Raw genomic sequence first — 19,388 nt, 5'->3', positions numbered from 1 at the left:
CGTAAGCGGGCGAACAGGGAGTCATTTTCGTGCGATACCTCATTGCGCTGCTCGCCGCGCTGCTGGCCTCGCCAGCCTCCGCACAGGGTGGCCTGTTTTCCATGGAAAGCCGCGAGGACGGGCGCGGCTGGGAAGCGGTCGGCCGGCTGGAGATCGCCGGACAGGCCTTTTGCACCGGCGCGCTGATCGCGCCGGACCTCGTTCTGACCGCCGCGCATTGCCTGTTCGATGCACGCAACGGCGCGCGCGTGCCGGTCGAACAGATCCAGTTCCTTGCAGGCTGGCGCAACGGCCGCGCCGCGGCCTACCGGCGGGTCCGCCGGGCGATCTCGCTCGACAGCTACGACTTCGGTGCGCCGGCCAGTCCCGAACGGGTGCGCAGCGACCTCGCGGTGATCGAGCTGCAACTGCCGATCCGCAACAGCAGCATCGCGCCCTTCGGGCTCGGCCCCTTCCCCGAGACGGGCGACGAGCTGGGCGTGGTCTCCTACGCGCATGACCGCTCCGAGGCCCCTGCACTGCAGGACTATTGCGGCGTGCTCGAGCGTCAGGACGGCATTCTGGTGCTCGACTGCACCGTCGACTTCGGCAGCTCCGGCTCACCGGTCTTCTCCTTCGAAGGCGGGGAGCCACGCATCGTCTCGGTGATCTCGGCCAAGGCCGAGGCAGACGGCGCGCCGGTCTCGCTGGCCACCGGACTGTCCGGCCCGCTCTCCGAGCTGCGCGGCGCGCTCGACGAGGACATCGTGCTCAACCCGCTCCCTGCCGGCGACCGGCGCGACACCGGCGCAAAGTTCATCAAGCCGTGAGGGCGCTGCTCGCCCTTCTCCTGCTGTTGCCCGGACTGGCCACGGCGCAGGCGAACTTCGACGTGATCGAGGGGCGCGGCGACCTGCTGGGCTGGGAGGCGGTGGGCCGGCTCGACGCCGAGGATGCCTTCTGTACCGGCGCACTGATCGCCCCAGATATTGTCCTGACTGCGGCGCATTGCGTCTTTTCCCCCGACGGCACCCCGCGTCCGCCGGGCAGCCTGACCTTTCGTGCCGGCTACTACCGCGGCTCGCAGATCGTGGCGCAGCGTGTCCGCCGCTGGGTCACCCCGCCCTCATACGTGCAACTGCCGCGCCCCACCCATGCGACCGTCGCCGTGGACGTCGCCCTGCTGAAGCTCGAGGCCCCGGTGACCAGCGCCGAAGCCGATCCCTTCCGGGTGCTGCAGCACGCCCCGGAGGGCAGCGAGGTCACCGTGCTCAGCTACGGCAAGGGCCGCGAGGAGGTGTTGTCGCGAGAGCCGTCCTGCGCGGTCACCGCGCATTACGCCGATGACGTGCTCGGCTTCGACTGCGACGTGACCTTCGGTAGTTCCGGCGCGCCGGTGTTCCTGCGCGAGAACGGACGGCTGCGCATCCTGTCGGTGATCTCCTCGACCGGCGGCGGCTCGGCCTACGGCCCCGGCATCGCCGCGCTGGTGCCCGAGCTCGCCGCCCGCCTGCGCAATGAAGATGCCCGGCCCGTCGCGAGCACTGGTGCGCGGCGCATCACTGTCGGCGGCGGGCGCGAGGGGACCGGCGCGCGCTTCGTGCGGCCTTGAAGTTCCGGCCTCTTGAAACGCCGAAAACCGCTCCCCATCTGAGCTTTACCGGGGCGCCTGTGACAGGGCTCCGGACCAACCCAGCGCCTGTTCCGGATGGAAAGGCGCAGCACAACGGTATCGCACAGTCTCGCTCAACGGAGGATTCCCATGCGACATTTCGATCTTGCCCCGCTCTATCGCGCCACTGTCGGTTTTGACCAGATCGCCGACATGATGGACCGGGTGCTGGCCAGCGACGTGGCCCAGCCCAGCTACCCCCCCTACAACATCGAGAAGACTGCCGATGATGCCTATCGCATCTCGATCGCCGTGGCCGGCTTCTCCGACGAGGACCTCTCGGTCGAGGTGAAGGATCACGCGCTGGTGGTCTCCGCCAAGAAATCCGACGACGGCCAAGAGCGCAGCTACCTGCACCGCGGCATCGCCACCCGCGCCTTCGAGCGCCGCTTCACCCTTGCCGACCACGTGCGGGTCGAGGGCGCGACGCATGAGAACGGCATGCTGCACATCGACCTGCGCCGCGAGATCCCCGAGGCGCTGAAACCGCGCCGGATCGCCATCGCCAAGCCGCAGCGCACCACGGCCATCGAGAAGGACGTGGTCGACGCGCAATCGGTCAATTGACCGGTGATCTTCGGTCTCGGGTCGCACTGACCTGAGTGTGGGGCCCCGCTGGACGCAGCGGGGCCTTCTTGCATCCAGATGTCCCGGACCCTCTTGCAAACCCCGTCACGCCTGCTCTCCCGGCGCAGCCCCGCCTCAGCGCTCTGACTTGCAGCGTTGCGGAGCGCCCCCGCGCCAGCTAGCGCGCGCGGCGCGGCCGGTACAGGAACAGCGCCTCGTTCTCCCCGTAGCGCCCCATGCGGTCCCGTTCAAAGCCGACCTTCCTTGCGACGTGGATCGAGGCGACATGGGCCGGATCGAACATCGCCACCGTCGCGGGATGACCAAGCCTCTCATCCGCCCACCTCAGCGCCGCCGTGACCGCCTCGGTCGCATACCCCTTGCCGTGGGCATGGGCGGCAAAGACCCATCCGGCTTCCGGTGTGCCCGCGAGGTCCGGGTCGGTGTCGCGGCGGTAGTCGGCGAAGCCCACCTCGCCCAGGAAGGTGCCCTCCGCCCTGTCGGTTACCGCCCAATAGCCGAACCCCAGGTGAAGCCAGTGCCCGGTGTAGCGCAGCAGCCGTGCCCAGGACTGCTCGCGGGACGACGGAACCCCCGAGATATGCGCGACCACGCGGGGATCGGCCCACATCTCCGAGAGTGCATCGAAGTCGTCGCTCCGGTGACCGCGCAGGATAAGGCGGTCTGTTTCCAGGACGGGAACCCGTTTGGTGTCGTTCATCGCAAAAACCCGCCTTTCCTGCCGCAATGTGCTTGGCGCCATATCCACCACAGCTGACCGCCCATTGCACGGGGGAACGGTTTGCTGCCCCGCGATGCTCAGAATCTCAGCCGTTGCCGGCCTCGTCCCCACCGACCTCCAGCACCACCGCCCCGGCGCGATGCCGCGTCTCCACCAGGCGATGTGCCTCGGCGATGTCCTTCAGGGCGAAGCGGGAGTCGATGACCGGGCGCAGCTTGCCGGCGCGCCACAGGTCCAACAGGGCCTCCAACCCCGCGCGGCTGTCGCCGCTCACGTGCAGCACCATGCGCGGCCCGCCCGAGAGCTTCGCCTGCAGCAGGTGCCACAGGTCCCCCAGCCCGAAGTTGAGCGGCAGGAACAGGCCCTGCTTGCCGAGCAGCCCTCGGCTTTGCGGCCAGTGCGTCGCCCCCACCGTATCGAAGGCCAGATCGAAACGCCCCGCGATCTCGTCCTTGCGGTAGTCGAGCACGCGCTCTGCCCCGAGACCACGCAGGAGGCTCTCGCGCCCCGGTCCCGCAACCGCGGTCACATGCGCGCCGAGCGCCGCGGCGATCTGCACCGCGTAGGCCCCGACCCCGCCCGAGGCGCCAAGGATCAGCACCTCCTGCCCGGTGCGCAGGTTTGCCACGTCGCGCAGGAACTCCAGCGCCGTCAGCCCGCCGAAGGGCAGCGCCGCAGCCTCGTCGAAGCCCATGTCCTCCGGGAGAGGCACCACCGCGCCGTCAGCCTTGGCCAGCGCATAGTCTGCATGCCCACCGTGGCCGAGCACCGCCAGCACCCGCTGCCCGACCTCGAAACCGCCGACCCCCGCGCCCAGCGCCGCGACCTCTCCGGCGACATCCGAGCCGGGCACCAGGTGGCGCGGCTTCCAAAGGCCGGCAACCATCCGCCCGACCAGCGCCAGCCCGCCCGGGAATTCGGCGGCCCGCAGCCGCCAGTCGGCGGTGGTGACCGAGGCCGCACGCACCCGGATCAGGATCTCGCCCGGGCCGGGCTCGGGGCGCGGCAGGTCTTCGATGCGCAGGACATCGGCGGGGCCGTAGCGGCGGGCGGTGGCGGCTTTCATGGCGGGCTCCTCGGGGCTCGGTGTCGGATTCTGATTGGTTGGACCCGAGATACACCCCACGATTACGCAGGAATATTGACCGATATTGCACCACACCCATACAAATACGCATGGACTGGCAGAACCTCCGCTTTGACTGGAACCGGCTGCGCGGCTTTCTCGCGACCGCCGAGCAGGGCTCGCTTTCCGGCGCGGCCCGGGCGCTGAACATGAGCCAGCCGACCCTCGGGCGGCAGGTGGCGGCGCTGGAGGCGGAGCTGGGCCTGACCCTCTTCGCGCGTCACGGCACCGGGTTGCAGCTCACCGAGGCGGGGATGCAACTGGCCGAGCACGCCCGCGCCATGGGCGAGGCGGCAGAGCGCCTGTCTCGCGTTGCCTCCGGCCAGCAGCAGCAGATTGCCGGGCATGTGACCATCACCGCCTCGGAGATCTACGCCGCCTGGCTCCTCCCGCAACTGCTGCCGAAAATTCGCGCCGCCGCCCCCGGGCTGACCATCGAGATCCTCGCCTCCAACGCCATCCGAGACCTGCGCCGCCGCGAGGCGGACATCGCCCTGCGCAACGCCCGCCCCGAGCAGCCCGACCTCATCGCAAAACGCGTCGCCGAGGACCGCGGCAGCTTCTACGCCACCCCCGGCTACCTTGCCACGCTGCCGCCGATCACCGCCCTGCCCGATCTCGTCGCCGCCGAGTTCATCGCCTTCGAGGACCCCGGCCCGCACCGCGCCTTCCTGCGCGAGCTCGGCGTGCCGGTCACCGATGCGAACTTCCCACTGGTCAGCTCCAGCCACCTCGTGCACTGGCAGATGGCCCGCGCCGGGCTGGGCATCGGCGTCGGACCGATCGGCCTCGGCGATCCCGACCCGCAGCTGACCCGCGCCCTGCCCTCGCTGGAAATCCCCTTCCCGGTCTGGCTCGTCGCCCACCGCGAATTGCACAGCGCGCGCCGCATCCGCCTCGTCTACGACCTTCTGTCGGAGCTAATCCCGCCGCTGCTGCGCGCGCCCTGATTCTTCTTCTCTTTCCAAATACGCACGGCGAGAGCTTTCCACCCGCACCATGAACGGCAAGGGCGCCGCACGGTTTCCCGCACGGCGCCCCTTCCTCAATTCGCTGCAATCAGTCGAGCTGGAACGACCAGAAGAAGGTTTCGCCCGAGCTGTCGTCGACGCCGTCGTTGTCGGTCGAGACGTAGGCGGTGCCGTCCTGCGTGATGGCGAGGCCCTCGACCTTGTCCACCACGTAGCCACCCCAGGACTTGAGGTCGGGGATCAGGTCGCGCACCTCTTGCTTGCTCACCACGGGCAGCGCGCCGCCCAGCGGTGCAGGCACCATCTCGGTCAGCGGGATGCGATAGACCTTCTTGGTCACCGCTTCGGCGCCGATCTGGTTGTCGCGTTCCACCACGTAGACGTGGTCGCCATGCGCGGTGATCTCCGACAGGCCCACCCAGCCCTTGTCAGGCGCGGCCTTGGCATAGCGCACGGCGCCCCATTCCTCGGTCTCGGGGTTGTAGGAGACCAGCTTCACGTGATCCTTCGGATCGTCGCCCCACTCGCGCTGCACCGCCATCCAGAGCGTGCCGTCCACCATGGTGACACCCTCGAAGCCGAAACGTTTCTCGCCGGCGAGCAACTCGGAGGGCAGGCCCACCTCGTCCTCGATCTGACCCTCAGCATTGACGTGATAGAGCGCATGCGGGATCAGCTTCGCGGTATTGCCTTCGGAGGCGAGCCAGAAGCCGCCCTCACCGTCGAGCGTGATCCCCTCGATGTCGAGCTTCTGCGCCGGCATGCCCGCGCGGGTGATCTCGATGGCGCGGGTGATCTTCGCCGGTTTCGAACTCGGGTCGATCACGAAGATCCGCGGCTGGTAGCCGTAGAAACTGTCGTTGACCGCGTAGACCATGCCGTCCTCGCCGGCGACCATCCCCGAGATCGCGCCCCATCCGATCAGCGCGTCCGCGCCTTCGGAGGTGAGGGTCGGATACATCGCCTCGCCCTCGGCATACTCGTAGATCATCACGTGGGCACGTACGCCGCCGTCCTCGATCAGATCTTCCTCGTTGGCGGTGACCAGAAGGTTGCGCTGCGGGATGGCCACGGCACCTTCGGGCGCGATGCCCGAGGGCAGCATCTGCTTCAGCACGGGCGCTGCGGGATCGGTCAAGTCGTAGACACCCGCCACCGATCCGCGCTCGGAGAGCAGGATCATGTAGGGCGTGCCGCCGAAAGTGGCGAACTCCATGCCCTCGGGCTCGGCACCCTTGGCGTCGGAGCGCTTGTCCGGGTAGTGGCCGACCTGCACCACGGCATGCTCAAAGCTGTTGCCGCTGTCGTAGACCTCGGTGCCATCCTTCTGGAAAACGGTGAAGCTGCGCGAGCCGCCGTCCATGTCACCCTCGTTGGCGATGGCGAAATGCGCGTCGTCGATCCACTGCACCGAGTCGGGTTCGCGCAGACGGCCCATCTGGCTCTCGGTGAAGTTGAGCGCGCCGCGCTCGTCGGTGCCGTCGATCTCGGTCAGGTCGGTGCTCCCGGCGGAGAAGTGGTTCAGCACCTCGCCCGATTTGTTCAGCACGACGATGTGGTTGTTCTCCTGCAGGGTGACCACGATCTCACCGGCGCCATTGACGTCGACGAACTCGGGCTCGGGGTCTTCCGGCACGATCTCGGCAAGGCCGGTCAGATCGGCCTTCACGAGGCTGGCGCAATCCGCTGCGCCATCCACCACGTCGAGGATCGCCACATAGCCCGCGGGCATCTGCGGCACGCGGCCGTCGCCTGCGTCTTCGTCACGCTCGTTCTCGATGGCGATGGTGACGAAGCTTCCGTCCTTCGACAGCGCCACGCTGTCCGGCTGGCCGCCGAGGTCGCACTCGCCGACGATCTCGCCGCTCTCCATGTTCACCATCTCGAGCTTGCCCGAGGGGTTGGTGAAGCTCTCCGAAGTGTTCACCCCGACAAAGGCGGTGCCGCCCGCCACGGCCACCGAGGTGGGTTCGCCGCCCATTTCGATATTGCCCAGCGGCTTCGGCGCGCGCGGCTCGGTGATGTCGATGCGGCCGATCACGCCCAGCGGGCTGTCGGTGTAGACCAGCGTATTGCCGTCTTCCGAGGCATAGATGATCTCGGCCGAGGTCACGCGGGCGCGGTCCTCGCCCTCGGCCATGTTCTCGGGCGTGGAAAAGCTGGCGATGCGGTTGAAGGTCATCTCGGCCTGAGCGGCCCCGGCGAAGAGAGCCAGAGCCGAGGTCAGGCACAGCGTACGGATGGTCATGGGACGTCCCCCTGTTTCGGTCCGCATCGCCATGGGGCAGCGACGTAACAGCCGTGTGATGCCTCGGTGACGCATTGATGACGCTACGGAAAACAGCCCTTTACAATGGCCCGTGGTTGCGCAGGAATTGCCGCAAAGCCGAGCCATAGTGCGCGGGTAACCGGAGGCTCGGTGGGGATATTTCCCCGCACCGGCTCTGCCCGTGAGTATTTGAAGTCCAGCAGGAGATTAAACTTGCCCAACGCCTTTTCAGCCGCCGTCCAGGCCCATTTCAACACTTTCAAGATTCCGGCCTGCGCCGCCGCCCTCGCGCTTTGCACAGTGGCAGCCAGCCCGGCGATGGCCACCGAAACCCTGCTGACGATCATTGCCGCCGACGGCACCGAGACGACGCTCGACCGGGCGGCACTGGAGGCGCTGCCGCAGCATGCATTCAGGACCGAGACGCAATGGACCTGGGAAGAACAGAGCTTCAGCGGCCCGCTGCTGATCGATGTGCTGGAGATGGCCGGCCTGCCCGGCCCGGCATCGGGCAAGGTGATCGAGTTCGTCGCCGACGACGGCTATCACGCCCGCGTCGATCTGGACGCGAATGCCGAGTTCCTGACCGGCGACTATCCGATCGTCACCACCCGCATCAACGACGAGCCCTTCCCGCTGGAAGAGAACGGTCCGCTCTGGGTGATGTTCCCCTACGACGCCCACCCGGAGCTGGACGTCGAGGCGGTGCACAACTTGACGGTCTGGCAGCTGCTGCAGATCGTCGAGCTCCCCGAGTGACCCTTGCCCGAGGTGCCGGGGGCTAGCCCCTCGGCTCCCTAACCTCCGGTCACCGCCCGGCACAGCGGGCTGTCCGCCTCGGCCAGCCCGTCGATCACGTCGAAATGGTGCAATCCGGCGTCGATCACCACGGCACAGTTCCAGGCCTCGCCCAGCCAGCGCGCCTGGTCGATGAACACCGGCCGCTCGTCGCCGCCGACCCAGACCGTGACCGGCACCTGCGGCGCGGGCTGGAAGATCGGGCTCTCGGCCTCGGCCTCCGCAGCCTCCAGCTTCAGCCCGGCGTTCATGTCGGTCTGCATCAGCGGGCGCAGGTCGGCCAGCGGCGAGATCGGCACCACCCCGGCGATCCGCGCGGCCACAGCGTCTGGCAGCAGGCCCGGCGCCAGCATCCGCGCCACCAGGTGCCCGCCTGCAGAATGGCCGGTCAGATGGATCGGGCCCGCGACCTCCTCCGCCGCCTTGCTCACCGCCGCCGCCACCTGGCGCGTGATCTCCGAGATGCGCACGTCCGGACACAGATCATAGGAGGGCATCGCCACAGCCCAGCCGGCCGCCAGCGGTCCGGCGGCGAAATGCGACCAGACCGAGCGGTCGAAGCGCAGCCAGTAGCCGCCGTGCACGAAGACCACGAGGCCCTTCGCCTCCCCCTTGGGCAGGAACAGGTCCAGCGCCTCGCGCGCGCCCGCCCCGTAGGCGAGGCTGCGGTATCTACCCTCGTCGGCAAGCTGCGCCCGGAACGCCTCGGCCGCCGCGCTCCAGCGGGGCGGGAAGTCCGCCGCGCCGGGAATGTAGGCGGCATTGGCATATGCGTCGCTGAGGTCCATCGTCTTTCTCCCTTGTCGTACTAGAGTAGGGAATAGCAGATACGCCGACGCCCGCAGCAGGAAACGCGGCAGGACAAATGGAGATCGCCATGCTTGACCAGACCACCGACCTTCCCGGGCTGCTGAAGGACCCCAGCCTGCTTGCCACCCGTGCCTATGTGAACGGCGAATGGATCACCGGCGCGGACGGCGAATTCGAGGTCACCAACCCGGCCCGCGGCGACGTTATCGCCCGCGTCGCCGACCTCAGCCGCGCGCAGATCGCCGGGGCCATCGACGGTGCCTACCTCGCGCAGAAGGCCTGGGCGCAATGGACCGGCAAGGAGCGCGCCAAGGTGCTGCGCAAGTGGTTCGACCTGATGATGGAGAACCAAGACGATCTCGGCACCATCATGACCGCCGAACAGGGCAAGCCGCTGGCCGAGGCCAAGGGCGAGATCGCCTATGGCGCGTCGTTCATCGAGTTCTTCGGCGAGGAGGCCAAGCGCGTCTACGGCGAGACCATCCCCGGCCACGCCCGCGACAAGCGCATTACGGTGCTCAAGCAGCCGATCGGCGTCGCCGCCTCGATCACGCCCTGGAACTTCCCCAACGCGATGATCACCCGCAAGGCCGGTCCGGCGCTGGCCGCCGGCTGCTCCTTCGTCGCCCGCCCGGCCTCAGAAACCCCGCTCTCGGCTCTGGCCATCGCCGTGCTGGCCGAGCGCGCCGGCATCCCGGCGGGCGTGTTCAACGTGGTGCCGACCTCGTCGTCCTCGGAGGCGGGCAAGGAGTTCTGCGAGAACCCCAAGGTGCGCAAGCTGACCTTCACCGGCTCCACCGAGGTCGGCCGCATCCTGCTGCGCCAGGCCGCCGACCAGGTGATGAAATGCTCGATGGAACTGGGCGGCAACGCGCCCTTCATCGTCTTCGACGACGCCGATCTCGACGCCGCGGTCGAAGGGGCCATTGCCTGCAAGTTCCGCAACAACGGCCAGACCTGCGTCTGCGCCAACCGCATCTACGTGCAATCCGGGGTCTATGACGCCTTCGCCGGGAAGCTCGCCGCGGCGGTGAAGAAGCTCAAGGTCGGCGACGGGCTGGAAGAGGGCACCGATCTCGGCCCGCTGATCACCACCAAGGCCATCGACAAGGTGCAGGAACATATCCGCGACGCCAGGGAGAAGGGCGCCACGCTCCTTCTCGGCAGCGAGGAGCAGGAGCTCGACGGCCAGTTTTTCGGCCCGACCATCGTCACCGGCGCCACCCGCGAGATGAAGTTCGCGACGGAAGAGACCTTCGGCCCGCTCGCCCCGCTGTTCAAGTTCGAGGACGTGGACGAGGTCATCGAGATGGCCAACGACACCATCTTCGGCCTCGCCTCCTACTTCTACGCCAAGGACCTGAGCCGCGTGTACAAGGTGGCCGAGGCGCTGGAGTATGGCATCGTCGGCGTCAACACCGGTCTGATCTCGACCGAGCTCGCCCCCTTCGGCGGGGTCAAGCAGTCGGGTCTCGGCCGCGAGGGCAGCCACCACGGCATCGAGGACTACCTCGAGATGAAATACGTCTGCCTGAGCGTCTGACGCGCGACCGACCACCGTCCGTACTTCCCGTCCGTACTTCCATATGTCGTAAATATCCCGGGGAGCGCGAGGGGCTGGCCCCTCGCTCCTTCGCCCTCCCCCAGCGTCACGCTCCACGTGAAACAGCCCCCTTGCCAAAGCCGCCGCCACGCAGCATCCTTCGCTCCGGGCAGGCGATGGCGTCGCCGGTGCCGCGTGGCACGCCCTGTCAGCCGGTGACTCCCCGTCACCCGAAGACACAACCGTCCTGAACGCCGGGACCTTGCTTTGTCTGTGCGGCAGGGTCGGGTCCCCCTCCCTCCGCATCCAAAGGAGGGCCATATGGACCACCAACCGACCACCCGCCCCGCGACCTACCGGTTCCACAACGGCGAGAAGGCCCCGCTGCCCTTCGCGCCCCGGGAATACGAGGCGCGGTTGACCGGCCTGCGCACCGAGATGGCGGCGCAGGGGCTCGACGCCTGCGTGCTCAGCTCGATGCACAACATCGCCTACTACTCGGGCTTCCTCTACTGCAGCTTCGGCCGCCCCTACGCACTGGTGGTCACGCCCACCGACAGCGTCACGATCAGCGCCGGCATCGACGCCGGTCAGCCCTGGCGGCGCTGCCATGGCGACAACATCACCTACACCGATTGGGCCCGGAACAACCTCTGGCGCGCCGTGCGCGAGGTGACCGGCACCGGCAAGGTCGTCGGCTTCGAGGCCGACCACCTGACGCTGGCGCAGAAGGCGCTGCTCGACGAGTTCCTCGCGCCCGCGCGGACCACGGACATCGCCGCGGCCACCATGCGCCAGCGGATGATGAAATCCCCCGCCGAGATCGCGCTCATCCGACACGGCGCGCAGGTCGCCGACATCGGCGGCTACGCCATCCGCGAGGCGATCCGGGAGGGCGCACGCGAGATCGACGTCGCCATGGCCGGGCGCGACGCCATGGAGCTGGAGATCGCGAAGCGCTTCCCGGATGCCGAGTACCGCGACACCTGGGTCTGGTTCCAGTCGGGGCTGAACACCGACGGCGCACACAACCCGGTCACCGCGCGCGCCCTGCAGCGCGGCGATATCCTCTCGCTCAACTGCTTCCCGATGATCTCGGGCTATTACACGGCGCTCGAGCGCACGCTCTTCGTCGGCGAGGTCGATGCCGCGTCCCTTGCGATCTGGGAGGCCAATGTCGCCACGCACGAGCTCGGCCTGTCGCTGCTGAAGCCCGGGGTGAGCTGCGCCGAGGTGACCCATGCGCTCAACGCCTTCCTGTCGGAGCGCAACCTGCTGCAGTACCGCACCTTCGGCTACGGCCACAGTTTCGGCGTGCTGTCGCACTACTACGGCCGCGAGGCCGGGCTGGAGCTGCGCGAGGACATCGACACGGTGCTTGCGCCCGGCATGGTGGTCTCGATGGAGCCGATGCTGACGATCCCCGAAGGTCAGCCCGGCGCCGGCGGCTACCGCGAGCACGACATCCTGGTGATCACCGAAGATGGCGCGGAGAACATCACCGGCTATCCCTACGGTCCGGGGTTCAACGTGGTCGGCTAGGGTTTCACCTCGAGAAAGGATGGGGGCTCTGCCCCCGTCCGCTTGCGCGGACACCCCCGGGATAGTTTTGTCTAGACGAAGCCGGACGCGCGCGCGATCCAGCGGCGGAGCTTGGCTTGTTTTGCCGCCAGACGGTTGATTTTCCTGCCCCGACAGGTCACCTGAGGAGAGGGCGCGCCGCGCCTGCACGCCGCATCATCAGGAGAGCCCCAGTGACCTACGTGAAATGGACCTTCATCGTGCTCTTCTGGCTCCTCGTCGGCGCCTTCCTGCATTACACGCTGCCACAGCATGACATCGCCCGCATCACCGACACCTACGAGAAGCGCGAGACGCCGGGCTCGGTGAACCGCTGGTTCTGGAGCCAGGCTGGCAGCAAGAGCGCCGCCGCCACCGGCGGGCGCGACGTCTTCTTCATCCAGACGCGGCTGGCCAGCGACAAGGTCATGGTCTACCGCAACGAGGACACCAGCTGGGGCTGGCCGCCCTATTTCAAGTTCGACACCTCGAACCTGCAGGCCGAGGCCAACGATCTGCGCTCGGGCTCCGCAGAGCCGCAATGGGTGGCGATCAAGCATTACGGCTGGCGCAACGAGTTCCTGTCGATCTACCCCAACGCGGTGAAGATCACCCCGGTGGACGGGCCGGACGCGCGCATCATCCCCTGGACCAACATCATCGTACTGACCCTGCTCGCAGCGCTCTGCTGGGCGGTCTGGGTGCGCTGGCGGCGCTTCCGCCGGGCGCGCATCGACCCGGCGCTGGAGGAGATGGGCGACAATATCGACGAGGCCGGCGGGCGGATCCGCGGCTTCTTCGGGCGCAAGAAGGGCTGAGGCCCGGGGCGCCCCCCTCGACACTCGCCCCAAGGCACCGCGGCGTGTATGCTGATGGCGACGCTGGACAATCGGGACGAGGGATCGACATGGGCTTCGTGGATGCGGTCAGGACCTGCTTTCGCAACTACGTGACCTTCTCGGGGCGCGCGGCACGACCGGAGTTCTGGTGGTTCGCGCTGTTCGTCTATGGCGGCGGCCTGCTCCTTGGCCTGCTCGACCTCGCCCTCTTCGGCCAGACCACCACGGTCTCGACCGAAACCACCACCGCGGTCTCGTCGCAGACCACCTTCGCGCCCTTCTCCTTGCTCTTCGGACTGGCCGTCGTGCTGCCCTACATCTCGGTCACCGTGCGGCGACTGCACGACACGGACCGCAGCGGCTGGTGGTACTGGATCGCGCTGATCCCGCTGATCGGCGTCATTCTGCTGATCGTCTGGCTGGCCTCGAAAGGCACGCCCAGCGACAACCGCTACGGTCCGCCGCCCAATAAATGACTGCTCAGTAGCCGCCGGTGGCGCGCAGGATCTGCACCCAGACACCGGGGGCATCGTAGAGCGTCCACTCGCGCCGCAGCCCGTCCGGCCCGAATTCGGCATGAGTCATCCCCAGGATCTCGACCGGGGCGCCGGTGGGCGCACCGAAGGCGCCCTGGCCGTCGTGCCGCCCCACCAGACGCCAGCGGATGCAGGCACGCGGCGGCGCCAGCGGCCTCTCGCTGCCCAGGGCGTGATGCACCTCGAAGCGGGCCGAGGGGAAGGCCGCCCGCAGCCCGACCCAGAAGGTCTCGGCCTCGCGCGGGCCGCAGCCGATCTCGGCCCCGGGCAGGAAAAGCTCCGCCGCCGGGTCGTATTGCTCGGCCAGAACAGCGATCTCGCCCGACATCACCCGCCCGATCAGCTCGGCCAGCGCCTCCCCCCAGGGATCGCCATCACCGGTGCCGGCGTCGCGCGAGGGGACCTGCTCTTCTACCCCGGAGGCAAGGCGCAACCGCGCGCCCTCTTCCGGCTGCAGACCGAGCTGCGCCAGGATCGCGGCCTCGTCGCGCAGCACCCATTGCTCGTCCAGCCTGCCGGAACGGCAGAGCCGCTCGCTCATCTGCGCAAAACACAAGCGACGACGGCTCGGCGGGCCGTAGAGCCCTGCGCCATCATGCCGGGCTGTGACGTGAAACCGTTCGGCGGCATAGAGCGCATTGGCCTCCGCGGCATGCCAGAGCCGTTCCTCCAGCAACAGGTGCGGACCGGTGAGCGCGGCCAGCCGGCTGGCCAGCGCCGCGCCGAGGACCTCGGGCTCGGTCAGCGCCCCGCTGCCGCCGTGCGAGATCACCTCGGGCGAAAGGTATTCGTCCAGCAGGTCGAGACGCCGCCCCTCGTCGAGATCGCGGGTCAGCGCGGAGAGATACTGGTCAGCGTCCTGCCAACGCGGGTCGAACCCGGCAAGAAACGGCACACTTGTCACCTTCCGTCGAAGAAGCCGACCCCGTGATCGACCCCTGAAAAGTACAACCGTATTCAGGGGAACACGCGGACGACCCGCGAGGCAAGCAAAATGAGTCAAAAATAAGGCATGCATCGGACTGGGCGATATTGGCTGCCCGAGGTCTGCACCGTGCCCTCCGGGAAACGGGTGCACCGACGGCAACGAGCGACGATCCCGCTGGATCTACGCGTCCCGGCCCGTCCCGCCGCAGATCACTCTGCCGCGGCGACCCGCGGTGACACGGCCTGCGCCTCTGCCGCGGGCGGAACCGCCCCGCGCCTCGCGACCTGCGCCTGAAGGAGGCCGGAGACGCGTTGCCCCCAGGCGTCCCAGTTGAGCCGCGCTTCGTACTCGGCACGGCTGCTGCGCACCAGCGCGGCGTAGCTGTCCGGCGCGTCGAGGCAGGCCAGGATGCGCGCGGCAAAATCCTCCGCGCCGCTGCCGGGCGGCAGCGCAAAGCCGTTGATCCCGTCGCGCACCGGAACCCCGCCGATGCGGAGGCAGAGCGAGGGCACGCCATGCGCCGAGGCCTCACAGAAGGCAAAACCGTAGCTCTCGAAGCTGGCCATGACGGTGAAATGCGCGCGGGCATAAAGCTGCTGGAACAGCGCCGCCTGTTCCGGCACGGCCTTGTCGAGCTGCGGGTGCACCTCGGTATGGGGACCGCGCGCTTCCGGCGGCGGCACGCAGCCGATCACCGTCAGCCGCGCGTCGATGCCGCGGGCGCGCAGCAGGCACATGACCTCCTGCGCCACCGGACCGCCCTTGGCCACCCAGTTGCGGCCCACGACCAGAAGGTGCACCGGCGCCGAGCGCGAGATCGGGCGCTGCGCGGGCGGCGGAGGCGGCGGGATATTGGCACCCCAGGGCACCAGATGCATGCTGTCCCCGGACAGGCAGTAACGCGCCGCGCTCTTGTCCATCAGCCATTGCGAGGGCCAGAGCAGCAGGTCGGCACGGCGGAACACCTCCGCCTCGGCGCGCTCGACCCAGGCGTCGAACAGCCGTCCGCCCGGGATCAGCCCCGGGTGCGCCTGGCCGATTTCGGATCCCCGGTAGATGCTGTGCGTGGCGTCCGAGGTGTAAGCGACGGTCATCGGGTAGGGCAGCCGCAGCCCGCGCAGCGACTGGAAGGCATAGGCCGCGAATAGCACGTCGTAGCGGTCCTGTCGCAGCGCCGACTCGATCCGGCGCGCCACCAGTGGCGCCAGCGCTGTCTGGGCGCGCCACCGAAGCCGCAGGCTGAGGGTATCGGGCAAGGCGAGGATCGCACGGCGCAGCGGCTCGGCAGGGCCCCAGTCCGTCGGCAGGATCGTCACCTCCCCTGCGTGGGCCTGCAGCGCATCGTGGATGCGCGCGTTGCCGCCCGAATAGAGATTCCGGTCGCGTGCCGAGAAGTCACTCAGATAAGCGATCTTGAGAGGCCGACGACCCATCCCGCACTCGTGCTCCTGAAACCTTCCCCAAAGAAAGGCTGCACCTCCAATCGGGCAGGATCATGTCTCCAAAAGAACAATCCTGCGGTTTCGCGGCGATTTACGCCAAGTGCGACACCATCGGCCAGCCGTGACCCCGCGTCTTCGGGCAAACTGTGCCAAATCCGCCTGATCGCCGACATTCCTGCCGCTCCGCAGGCGACAGGGATCGCCGCGCATGATAGGTCTGACACCTGCTCCGCGCGCATGGGTGTGCTGCCCGGAAGGCTGTTTTGAGTAGTCTGGTTCACGGGTCGCACAAGGTATGCCGAACCCTCTTGCCTTTCTGATGCTGGCGCTCTGGCCGATCGTCACGATCGTCCTGTTCCGCCGCATGGCGCCCGACCGGGCGCTGGTCGCCGCGCTGCTGGCGGGCTACCTGATCCTTCCCGAACCCCCGGCGGTTTTCGACCTGCCGATGTTCCCGCCGCTGACCAAGCACAACATCCCGGCGCTCACCGCTTTCGCCTTCTGCCTCTGGCGCTACGGCATGCCGGGCGGATTGCTGCCGCGCTCGCTGCCCGGGAAGGTCCTGCTGATCACCTACGTGTTCTCCCCGGCTCTCACGGCAGTGACCAACACCGAGCCGGTCTTCTACGGCCAGATCGGCCTGCCCGGGCTGACGATCAAGGACGGGGTGGCGTTGGTGCTGCAGCAGGTGCTGCTGGTGCTGCCCTTCCTGCTGGCGCGCCAGTTCCTGGCACAGGGGGGCGCGCAGCGGCACCTGCTGGTGGCGCTGATCTGGGGCGGGCTGTTCTACACGCTGCCGATGCTGGTCGAAATGCGGCTCTCGCCGCAGCTGAACAACTGGGTCTACGGCTACTACCAGCACCTCTTCGGCCAATCGATCCGGGCCGACGGCTACCGCCCGGTGGTGTTCCTCTACCACGGCCTCTGGGTCGCCTTCTTCATGATGACCGCCGCGGTCTCGGCCTGGGCCCTCTGGCGGGTCGAGCGCAACATGAAGATGCTGATGGCGGCCCTCTGGCTGACGCTGATCCTCGTTCTGGCCAAATCGCTCGGCGCGCTGATCTTCGCGGTTTTGCTGATCCCGGCGGTGTTGCTGCTGAGCCGCATGGCCCAGATCCGCGTGGCGATCCTGATCGGGCTGATGGCGATCACCTACCCGGTCCTGAAGGGCACGCACCTCGTGCCCGAGCAGACCATCCTCGCCCAGGCCGCGAAGATCGACCCCGAGCGCGCCTACTCGCTGGATTTCCGCTTCGACAACGAGAACACCCTGCTCGACCGCGCCTACGAAAAGCCGGTGTTCGGCTGGGGCAGCTGGGGGCGCAACCACATCCTCGACCCGGTCAGCGGCGCTATCCTGACTGTGACCGACGGCCGCTGGATCATCGTCATCGGGGTCTACGGCTGGGTCGGCTTCCTCGCCGAGTTCGGGCTGCTGCTGTTGCCGCTGCTGCTGCTCTGGCGGGAAAGCACCACACGCGGGCACGACGCGATCTCGCCCTTCATCGCGCCGCTCTCGCTGCTCCTGGCGATCAACCTGTCGGACATGGTGCCCAATGCCACGCTCACACCGCTGACCTGGCTCGTCGCCGGCGCCCTCACCGGTTACGCCGAGTCGCTGAAGACCCGGCGCAGCCAGTTTGTTGCCCCGGATCAGCCCAAGAAGCTGGGCTGGCAGTCCGTGCTCTAGCCCTTTCCTCCCGTTTCAGATGATTGCTCAGATGACATCACCCCGGAAACCCCGCGTCCTGGCGATCGCCGAGGCCGCCAATCCCGAGTGGGTCAGCGTGCCGCTGGTCGGCTGGTCGCTGGCGACGGCACTGCGCGAGGTCGCCGAGGTGCACATCGTCACCCAGGTCCGCAACCGCGACGCCTTCATCCGCGCGGGGCAGGTCGAGGGCCGGGACTTCACCGCCATCGACTCCGAGGCGTTCGCCCGCCCGCTGTGGAAACTCGCCGAAGTGCTGCGCATGGGCGAGGGCAAGGGCTGGACCATGGTTCAGGCGGTCAACGCTCTCAGTTACCCCTATTTCGAACAGCTGGTTTGGAAGGCCTTCGGCCCCGGCATCCGCAACCATGCCTGGGACCTGGTGCATCGCATCACCCCGCTCAGCCCCACCGTCGCCTCGCCGCTCGCCGGACGCTGCGCGCGCGCCGGGGTGCCCTTCGTGCTGGGCCCGCTCAACGGCGGCGTGCCCTGGCCGAAGGGGTTCGACGCGGAACGCCGGCGCGAGCGGGAATGGCTGAGCTACCTGCGCGGCGCCTACAAGGCGATGCCCGGCCGCGGAGCGACGCTCCGGTCGGCCTCCGCGATCCTTGCCGGCTCGCAGCACACCGCCTCGGAGATTCCCGCGCGCTATCGCGACAAGCTGATCTACCTGCCGGAAAACGGCATCGACCCCACGCGCTTCAACAAGCGGGCCGCCCCCGAGCCCGGCGCGCTGCGCGCCGCCTTCGTCGGGCGGATGGTGCCTTACAAGGGGCCGGACATGCTGCTCGAGGCCGCCGCGCCGCTGCTCCGGGACGGCCGGATGACGCTCGAGATGGTCGGCGACGGACCGCTTCGGGCCAGCCTCGAGGCGCGTGCTGCCGCCCTTGGGGTCACACAGGCGGTCACCTTCCACGGCTGGCTCGACCACCACGAGGTGCAGGACGTGCTGTGCCGCTGCCACCTCCTGCCCTTCCCCTCGATCCGCGAGTTCGGCGGCGGCGTCGTGCTCGAGGCCATGGCGCTGGGGGTGGTGCCGATGATCGTCGACTACGCCGGCCCCGGCGAGCTGGTCACCGAGGGCACGGGGTTCAAGCTGCCCTGCAGCGACCGTCCCGGCATCATCTCGGCCTTCGCCGCCGCGCTGGAGGCGCTCGCCGCGGACCCCGCCCCGCTGCCAGCCATGGCGCAGGCCGCGCGGGAGCGGGTGCACGCACGGTTCACCTGGGCGCAGAAGGCCGCGCAGGTGGCGCAGGTGTACGAGTGGATCGCGCAGGGACGCCCTGGAAAGCCCCCGGCGTTTCCGTGATCTCTGCGTCCCCGTCCGGGGCAGCGGCTGACGCCGTGTCCGGGCCCGGGTCGGGACACGGACGACGTCGGTACGAGATCACCCGGGCTGGCACCCCGGCAACCACCGCGCCCGGCGGCACGTCACGGGTGACCACCGCGTTGGCGCCGATCTCCGCGTGATCGCCGATGGTGACCGGACCGAGGATCTTTGCCCCGGCACCCACGTCCACATGCCCACCGAGCACCACCCGACCCGCCAGCGTCACCTGGTGAAAGAGCAGGCAGTTGACGCCGATCTCCGCGTCGGGATGCACAACGATCCCCTGCGGATGCGGCAGCCGCAGCCCGCCCCCGATCCGGGTGTTGAGATGCAGCTCGCATTGCGTCATCAGAGACCAGAGCCAGTGCGACAGCACCCAGTATTTCGCCAACAGACCAGCCGCGATGCCGCCCCTTTCCCGCGCCGCCTGGTAGCGGCGGATCGCCCGCAGTTGCCGGTAGCCGGGATCCCAGAGGCCCCGCACCTGCTCGCGCGTCCAATCCGGCTTGTTGGCCGAGATACCCTCGTCACTCATACTTATCTGCGCTCCGCACCGTTCCCCTGACCG

18 protein-coding genes are annotated in these 19,388 nt (G+C 68.4%); 11 read left to right on the top strand and 7 right to left on the bottom strand.

Features of this window, described 5'->3' with window-relative positions; translation table 11 throughout:
* The first annotated feature begins 29 nt into the window (after positions 1 to 29).
* The 3 genes from BM397_RS16055 to BM397_RS16045 all read left to right on the top strand — a co-directional run bounded on the left by BM397_RS16055 (position 30) and on the right by BM397_RS16045 (position 2,218).
* Positions 30 to 809 (top strand): trypsin-like serine peptidase, encoded by a 780-nt coding sequence (locus BM397_RS16055; protein WP_342707620.1) that lies wholly within the window; start codon positions 30 to 32, stop codon positions 807 to 809.
* Entirely contained in the window at positions 806 to 1,591 is a 786-nt protein-coding gene (locus tag BM397_RS16050) for a trypsin-like serine peptidase (RefSeq protein WP_245696103.1), read from the top strand. Before BM397_RS16055 ends, BM397_RS16050 begins: the two co-directional genes overlap by 4 nt.
* Positions 1,592 to 1,741: 150 nt before the next feature.
* A complete protein-coding gene (locus tag BM397_RS16045) occupies positions 1,742 to 2,218 on the top strand; it encodes an Hsp20 family protein (RefSeq protein ID WP_092425896.1) in 477 nt (158 codons plus the stop codon).
* 178 nt (positions 2,219 to 2,396) lie between these two features.
* On the opposite strand, the gene BM397_RS16040 is transcribed toward BM397_RS16045, so the two are convergent.
* Positions 2,397 to 2,939, bottom strand: coding sequence for a GNAT family N-acetyltransferase (locus tag BM397_RS16040; RefSeq protein WP_092425894.1), 543 nt, complete (start codon positions 2,937 to 2,939; stop codon positions 2,397 to 2,399).
* 106 nt (positions 2,940 to 3,045) lie between these two features.
* A complete protein-coding gene (locus tag BM397_RS16035) occupies positions 3,046 to 4,026 on the bottom strand; it encodes an NAD(P)-dependent alcohol dehydrogenase (RefSeq protein ID WP_092425891.1) in 981 nt (326 codons plus the stop codon).
* A gap of 110 nt (positions 4,027 to 4,136) precedes the next feature.
* Between BM397_RS16035 and BM397_RS16030 the strand changes: the two genes are divergently transcribed.
* Positions 4,137 to 5,036 carry a LysR family transcriptional regulator gene (locus BM397_RS16030; RefSeq protein ID WP_176806697.1) on the top strand — a complete coding sequence of 300 codons (900 nt, stop codon included), beginning with the start codon at positions 4,137 to 4,139 and terminating at the stop codon, positions 5,034 to 5,036.
* A gap of 109 nt (positions 5,037 to 5,145) precedes the next feature.
* Here the strand turns inward: BM397_RS16030 and BM397_RS16025 are convergent, their stop codons facing one another.
* A complete protein-coding gene (locus tag BM397_RS16025) occupies positions 5,146 to 7,305 on the bottom strand; it encodes an esterase-like activity of phytase family protein (RefSeq protein ID WP_092425888.1) in 2,160 nt (719 codons plus the stop codon).
* A gap of 234 nt (positions 7,306 to 7,539) precedes the next feature.
* Here BM397_RS16025 and BM397_RS16020 point away from each other — a divergent pair, with 234 nt between their 5' ends.
* Positions 7,540 to 8,085, top strand: coding sequence for a putative pterin-binding protein (locus BM397_RS16020; protein ID WP_092425885.1), 546 nt, complete (start codon positions 7,540 to 7,542; stop codon positions 8,083 to 8,085).
* Between the two features lie 38 nt (positions 8,086 to 8,123).
* Here BM397_RS16020 and BM397_RS16015 read toward each other — a convergent pair whose 3' ends face one another.
* Positions 8,124 to 8,912, bottom strand: a complete 789-nt coding sequence (locus tag BM397_RS16015) for a hormone-sensitive lipase (RefSeq protein ID WP_092425883.1) — start codon at positions 8,910 to 8,912, stop codon at positions 8,124 to 8,126.
* 89 nt (positions 8,913 to 9,001) lie between these two features.
* On the opposite strand from BM397_RS16015, the gene BM397_RS16010 reads away from it, so the two are divergent.
* The 4 genes from BM397_RS16010 (at position 9,002) to BM397_RS15995 (ending at position 13,352) form a co-directional block, all read left to right on the top strand.
* On the top strand, positions 9,002 to 10,477 hold the full coding sequence (locus tag BM397_RS16010) for an NAD-dependent succinate-semialdehyde dehydrogenase (protein ID WP_092426226.1): 1,476 nt from the start codon (positions 9,002 to 9,004) through the stop codon (positions 10,475 to 10,477).
* A gap of 321 nt (positions 10,478 to 10,798) precedes the next feature.
* Positions 10,799 to 12,019, top strand: coding sequence for a M24 family metallopeptidase (locus BM397_RS16005; protein ID WP_092425881.1), 1,221 nt, complete (start codon positions 10,799 to 10,801; stop codon positions 12,017 to 12,019).
* A 212-nt stretch (positions 12,020 to 12,231) separates the two neighbouring features.
* Positions 12,232 to 12,855 (top strand): DUF1523 family protein, encoded by a 624-nt coding sequence (locus tag BM397_RS16000; protein WP_092425879.1) that lies wholly within the window; start codon positions 12,232 to 12,234, stop codon positions 12,853 to 12,855.
* An 89-nt stretch (positions 12,856 to 12,944) separates the two neighbouring features.
* Positions 12,945 to 13,352, top strand: coding sequence for a DUF805 domain-containing protein (locus BM397_RS15995; protein ID WP_092425877.1), 408 nt, complete (start codon positions 12,945 to 12,947; stop codon positions 13,350 to 13,352).
* A gap of 4 nt (positions 13,353 to 13,356) precedes the next feature.
* On the opposite strand, the gene BM397_RS15990 is transcribed toward BM397_RS15995, so the two are convergent.
* Positions 13,357 to 14,307 carry a nuclear transport factor 2 family protein gene (locus BM397_RS15990; protein ID WP_092425874.1) on the bottom strand — a complete coding sequence of 317 codons (951 nt, stop codon included), beginning with the start codon at positions 14,305 to 14,307 and terminating at the stop codon, positions 13,357 to 13,359.
* 242 nt (positions 14,308 to 14,549) lie between these two features.
* Complete coding sequence (locus BM397_RS15985; RefSeq protein ID WP_092425871.1) at positions 14,550 to 15,773, bottom strand: glycosyltransferase family 4 protein; 1,224 nt, start codon at positions 15,771 to 15,773, stop codon at positions 14,550 to 14,552.
* 304 nt (positions 15,774 to 16,077) lie between these two features.
* Between BM397_RS15985 and BM397_RS15980 the strand changes: the two genes are divergently transcribed.
* On the top strand, positions 16,078 to 17,472 hold the full coding sequence (locus BM397_RS15980; protein WP_092425868.1) for a hypothetical protein: 1,395 nt from the start codon (positions 16,078 to 16,080) through the stop codon (positions 17,470 to 17,472).
* Between the two features lie 31 nt (positions 17,473 to 17,503).
* Positions 17,504 to 18,799, top strand: coding sequence for a glycosyltransferase family 4 protein (locus BM397_RS15975; protein ID WP_092425866.1), 1,296 nt, complete (start codon positions 17,504 to 17,506; stop codon positions 18,797 to 18,799).
* Here the strand turns inward: BM397_RS15975 and BM397_RS15970 are convergent.
* Entirely contained in the window at positions 18,711 to 19,355 is a 645-nt protein-coding gene (locus tag BM397_RS15970) for a serine O-acetyltransferase (RefSeq protein WP_092425863.1), read from the bottom strand. The genes BM397_RS15975 and BM397_RS15970 overlap by 89 nt on opposite strands.
* Positions 19,356 to 19,388: the final 33 nt, after the last annotated feature.

It is taken from the genome of Alloyangia pacifica (genome assembly GCF_900116195.1).
GTDB lineage: Bacteria > Pseudomonadota > Alphaproteobacteria > Rhodobacterales > Rhodobacteraceae > Salipiger > Salipiger pacificus.
This window is presented reverse-complemented; position numbering and strand designations above follow the sequence as displayed.

Coding starts and splice junctions, on each gene's coding strand:
- BM397_RS16045 (WP_092425896.1), top strand. CDS start 1,742: ATGCGACATTTCGATCTTGCCCCGCTCTATCGCGCCACTGTCGGTTTT.
- BM397_RS16025 (WP_092425888.1), bottom strand. CDS start 7,305: ATGACCATCCGTACGCTGTGCCTGACCTCGGCTCTGGCTCTCTTCGCC.
- BM397_RS16005 (WP_092425881.1), top strand. CDS start 10,799: ATGGACCACCAACCGACCACCCGCCCCGCGACCTACCGGTTCCACAAC.
- BM397_RS16010 (WP_092426226.1), top strand. CDS start 9,002: ATGCTTGACCAGACCACCGACCTTCCCGGGCTGCTGAAGGACCCCAGC.
- BM397_RS15980 (WP_092425868.1), top strand. CDS start 16,078: ATGCCGAACCCTCTTGCCTTTCTGATGCTGGCGCTCTGGCCGATCGTC.
- BM397_RS15995 (WP_092425877.1), top strand. CDS start 12,945: ATGGGCTTCGTGGATGCGGTCAGGACCTGCTTTCGCAACTACGTGACC.
- BM397_RS15970 (WP_092425863.1), bottom strand. CDS start 19,355: ATGAGTGACGAGGGTATCTCGGCCAACAAGCCGGATTGGACGCGCGAG.
- BM397_RS15975 (WP_092425866.1), top strand. CDS start 17,504: ATGACATCACCCCGGAAACCCCGCGTCCTGGCGATCGCCGAGGCCGCC.
- BM397_RS15985 (WP_092425871.1), bottom strand. CDS start 15,773: ATGGGTCGTCGGCCTCTCAAGATCGCTTATCTGAGTGACTTCTCGGCA.
- BM397_RS16035 (WP_092425891.1), bottom strand. CDS start 4,026: ATGAAAGCCGCCACCGCCCGCCGCTACGGCCCCGCCGATGTCCTGCGC.
- BM397_RS16015 (WP_092425883.1), bottom strand. CDS start 8,912: ATGGACCTCAGCGACGCATATGCCAATGCCGCCTACATTCCCGGCGCG.
- BM397_RS16030 (WP_176806697.1), top strand. CDS start 4,137: ATGGACTGGCAGAACCTCCGCTTTGACTGGAACCGGCTGCGCGGCTTT.
- BM397_RS16040 (WP_092425894.1), bottom strand. CDS start 2,939: ATGAACGACACCAAACGGGTTCCCGTCCTGGAAACAGACCGCCTTATC.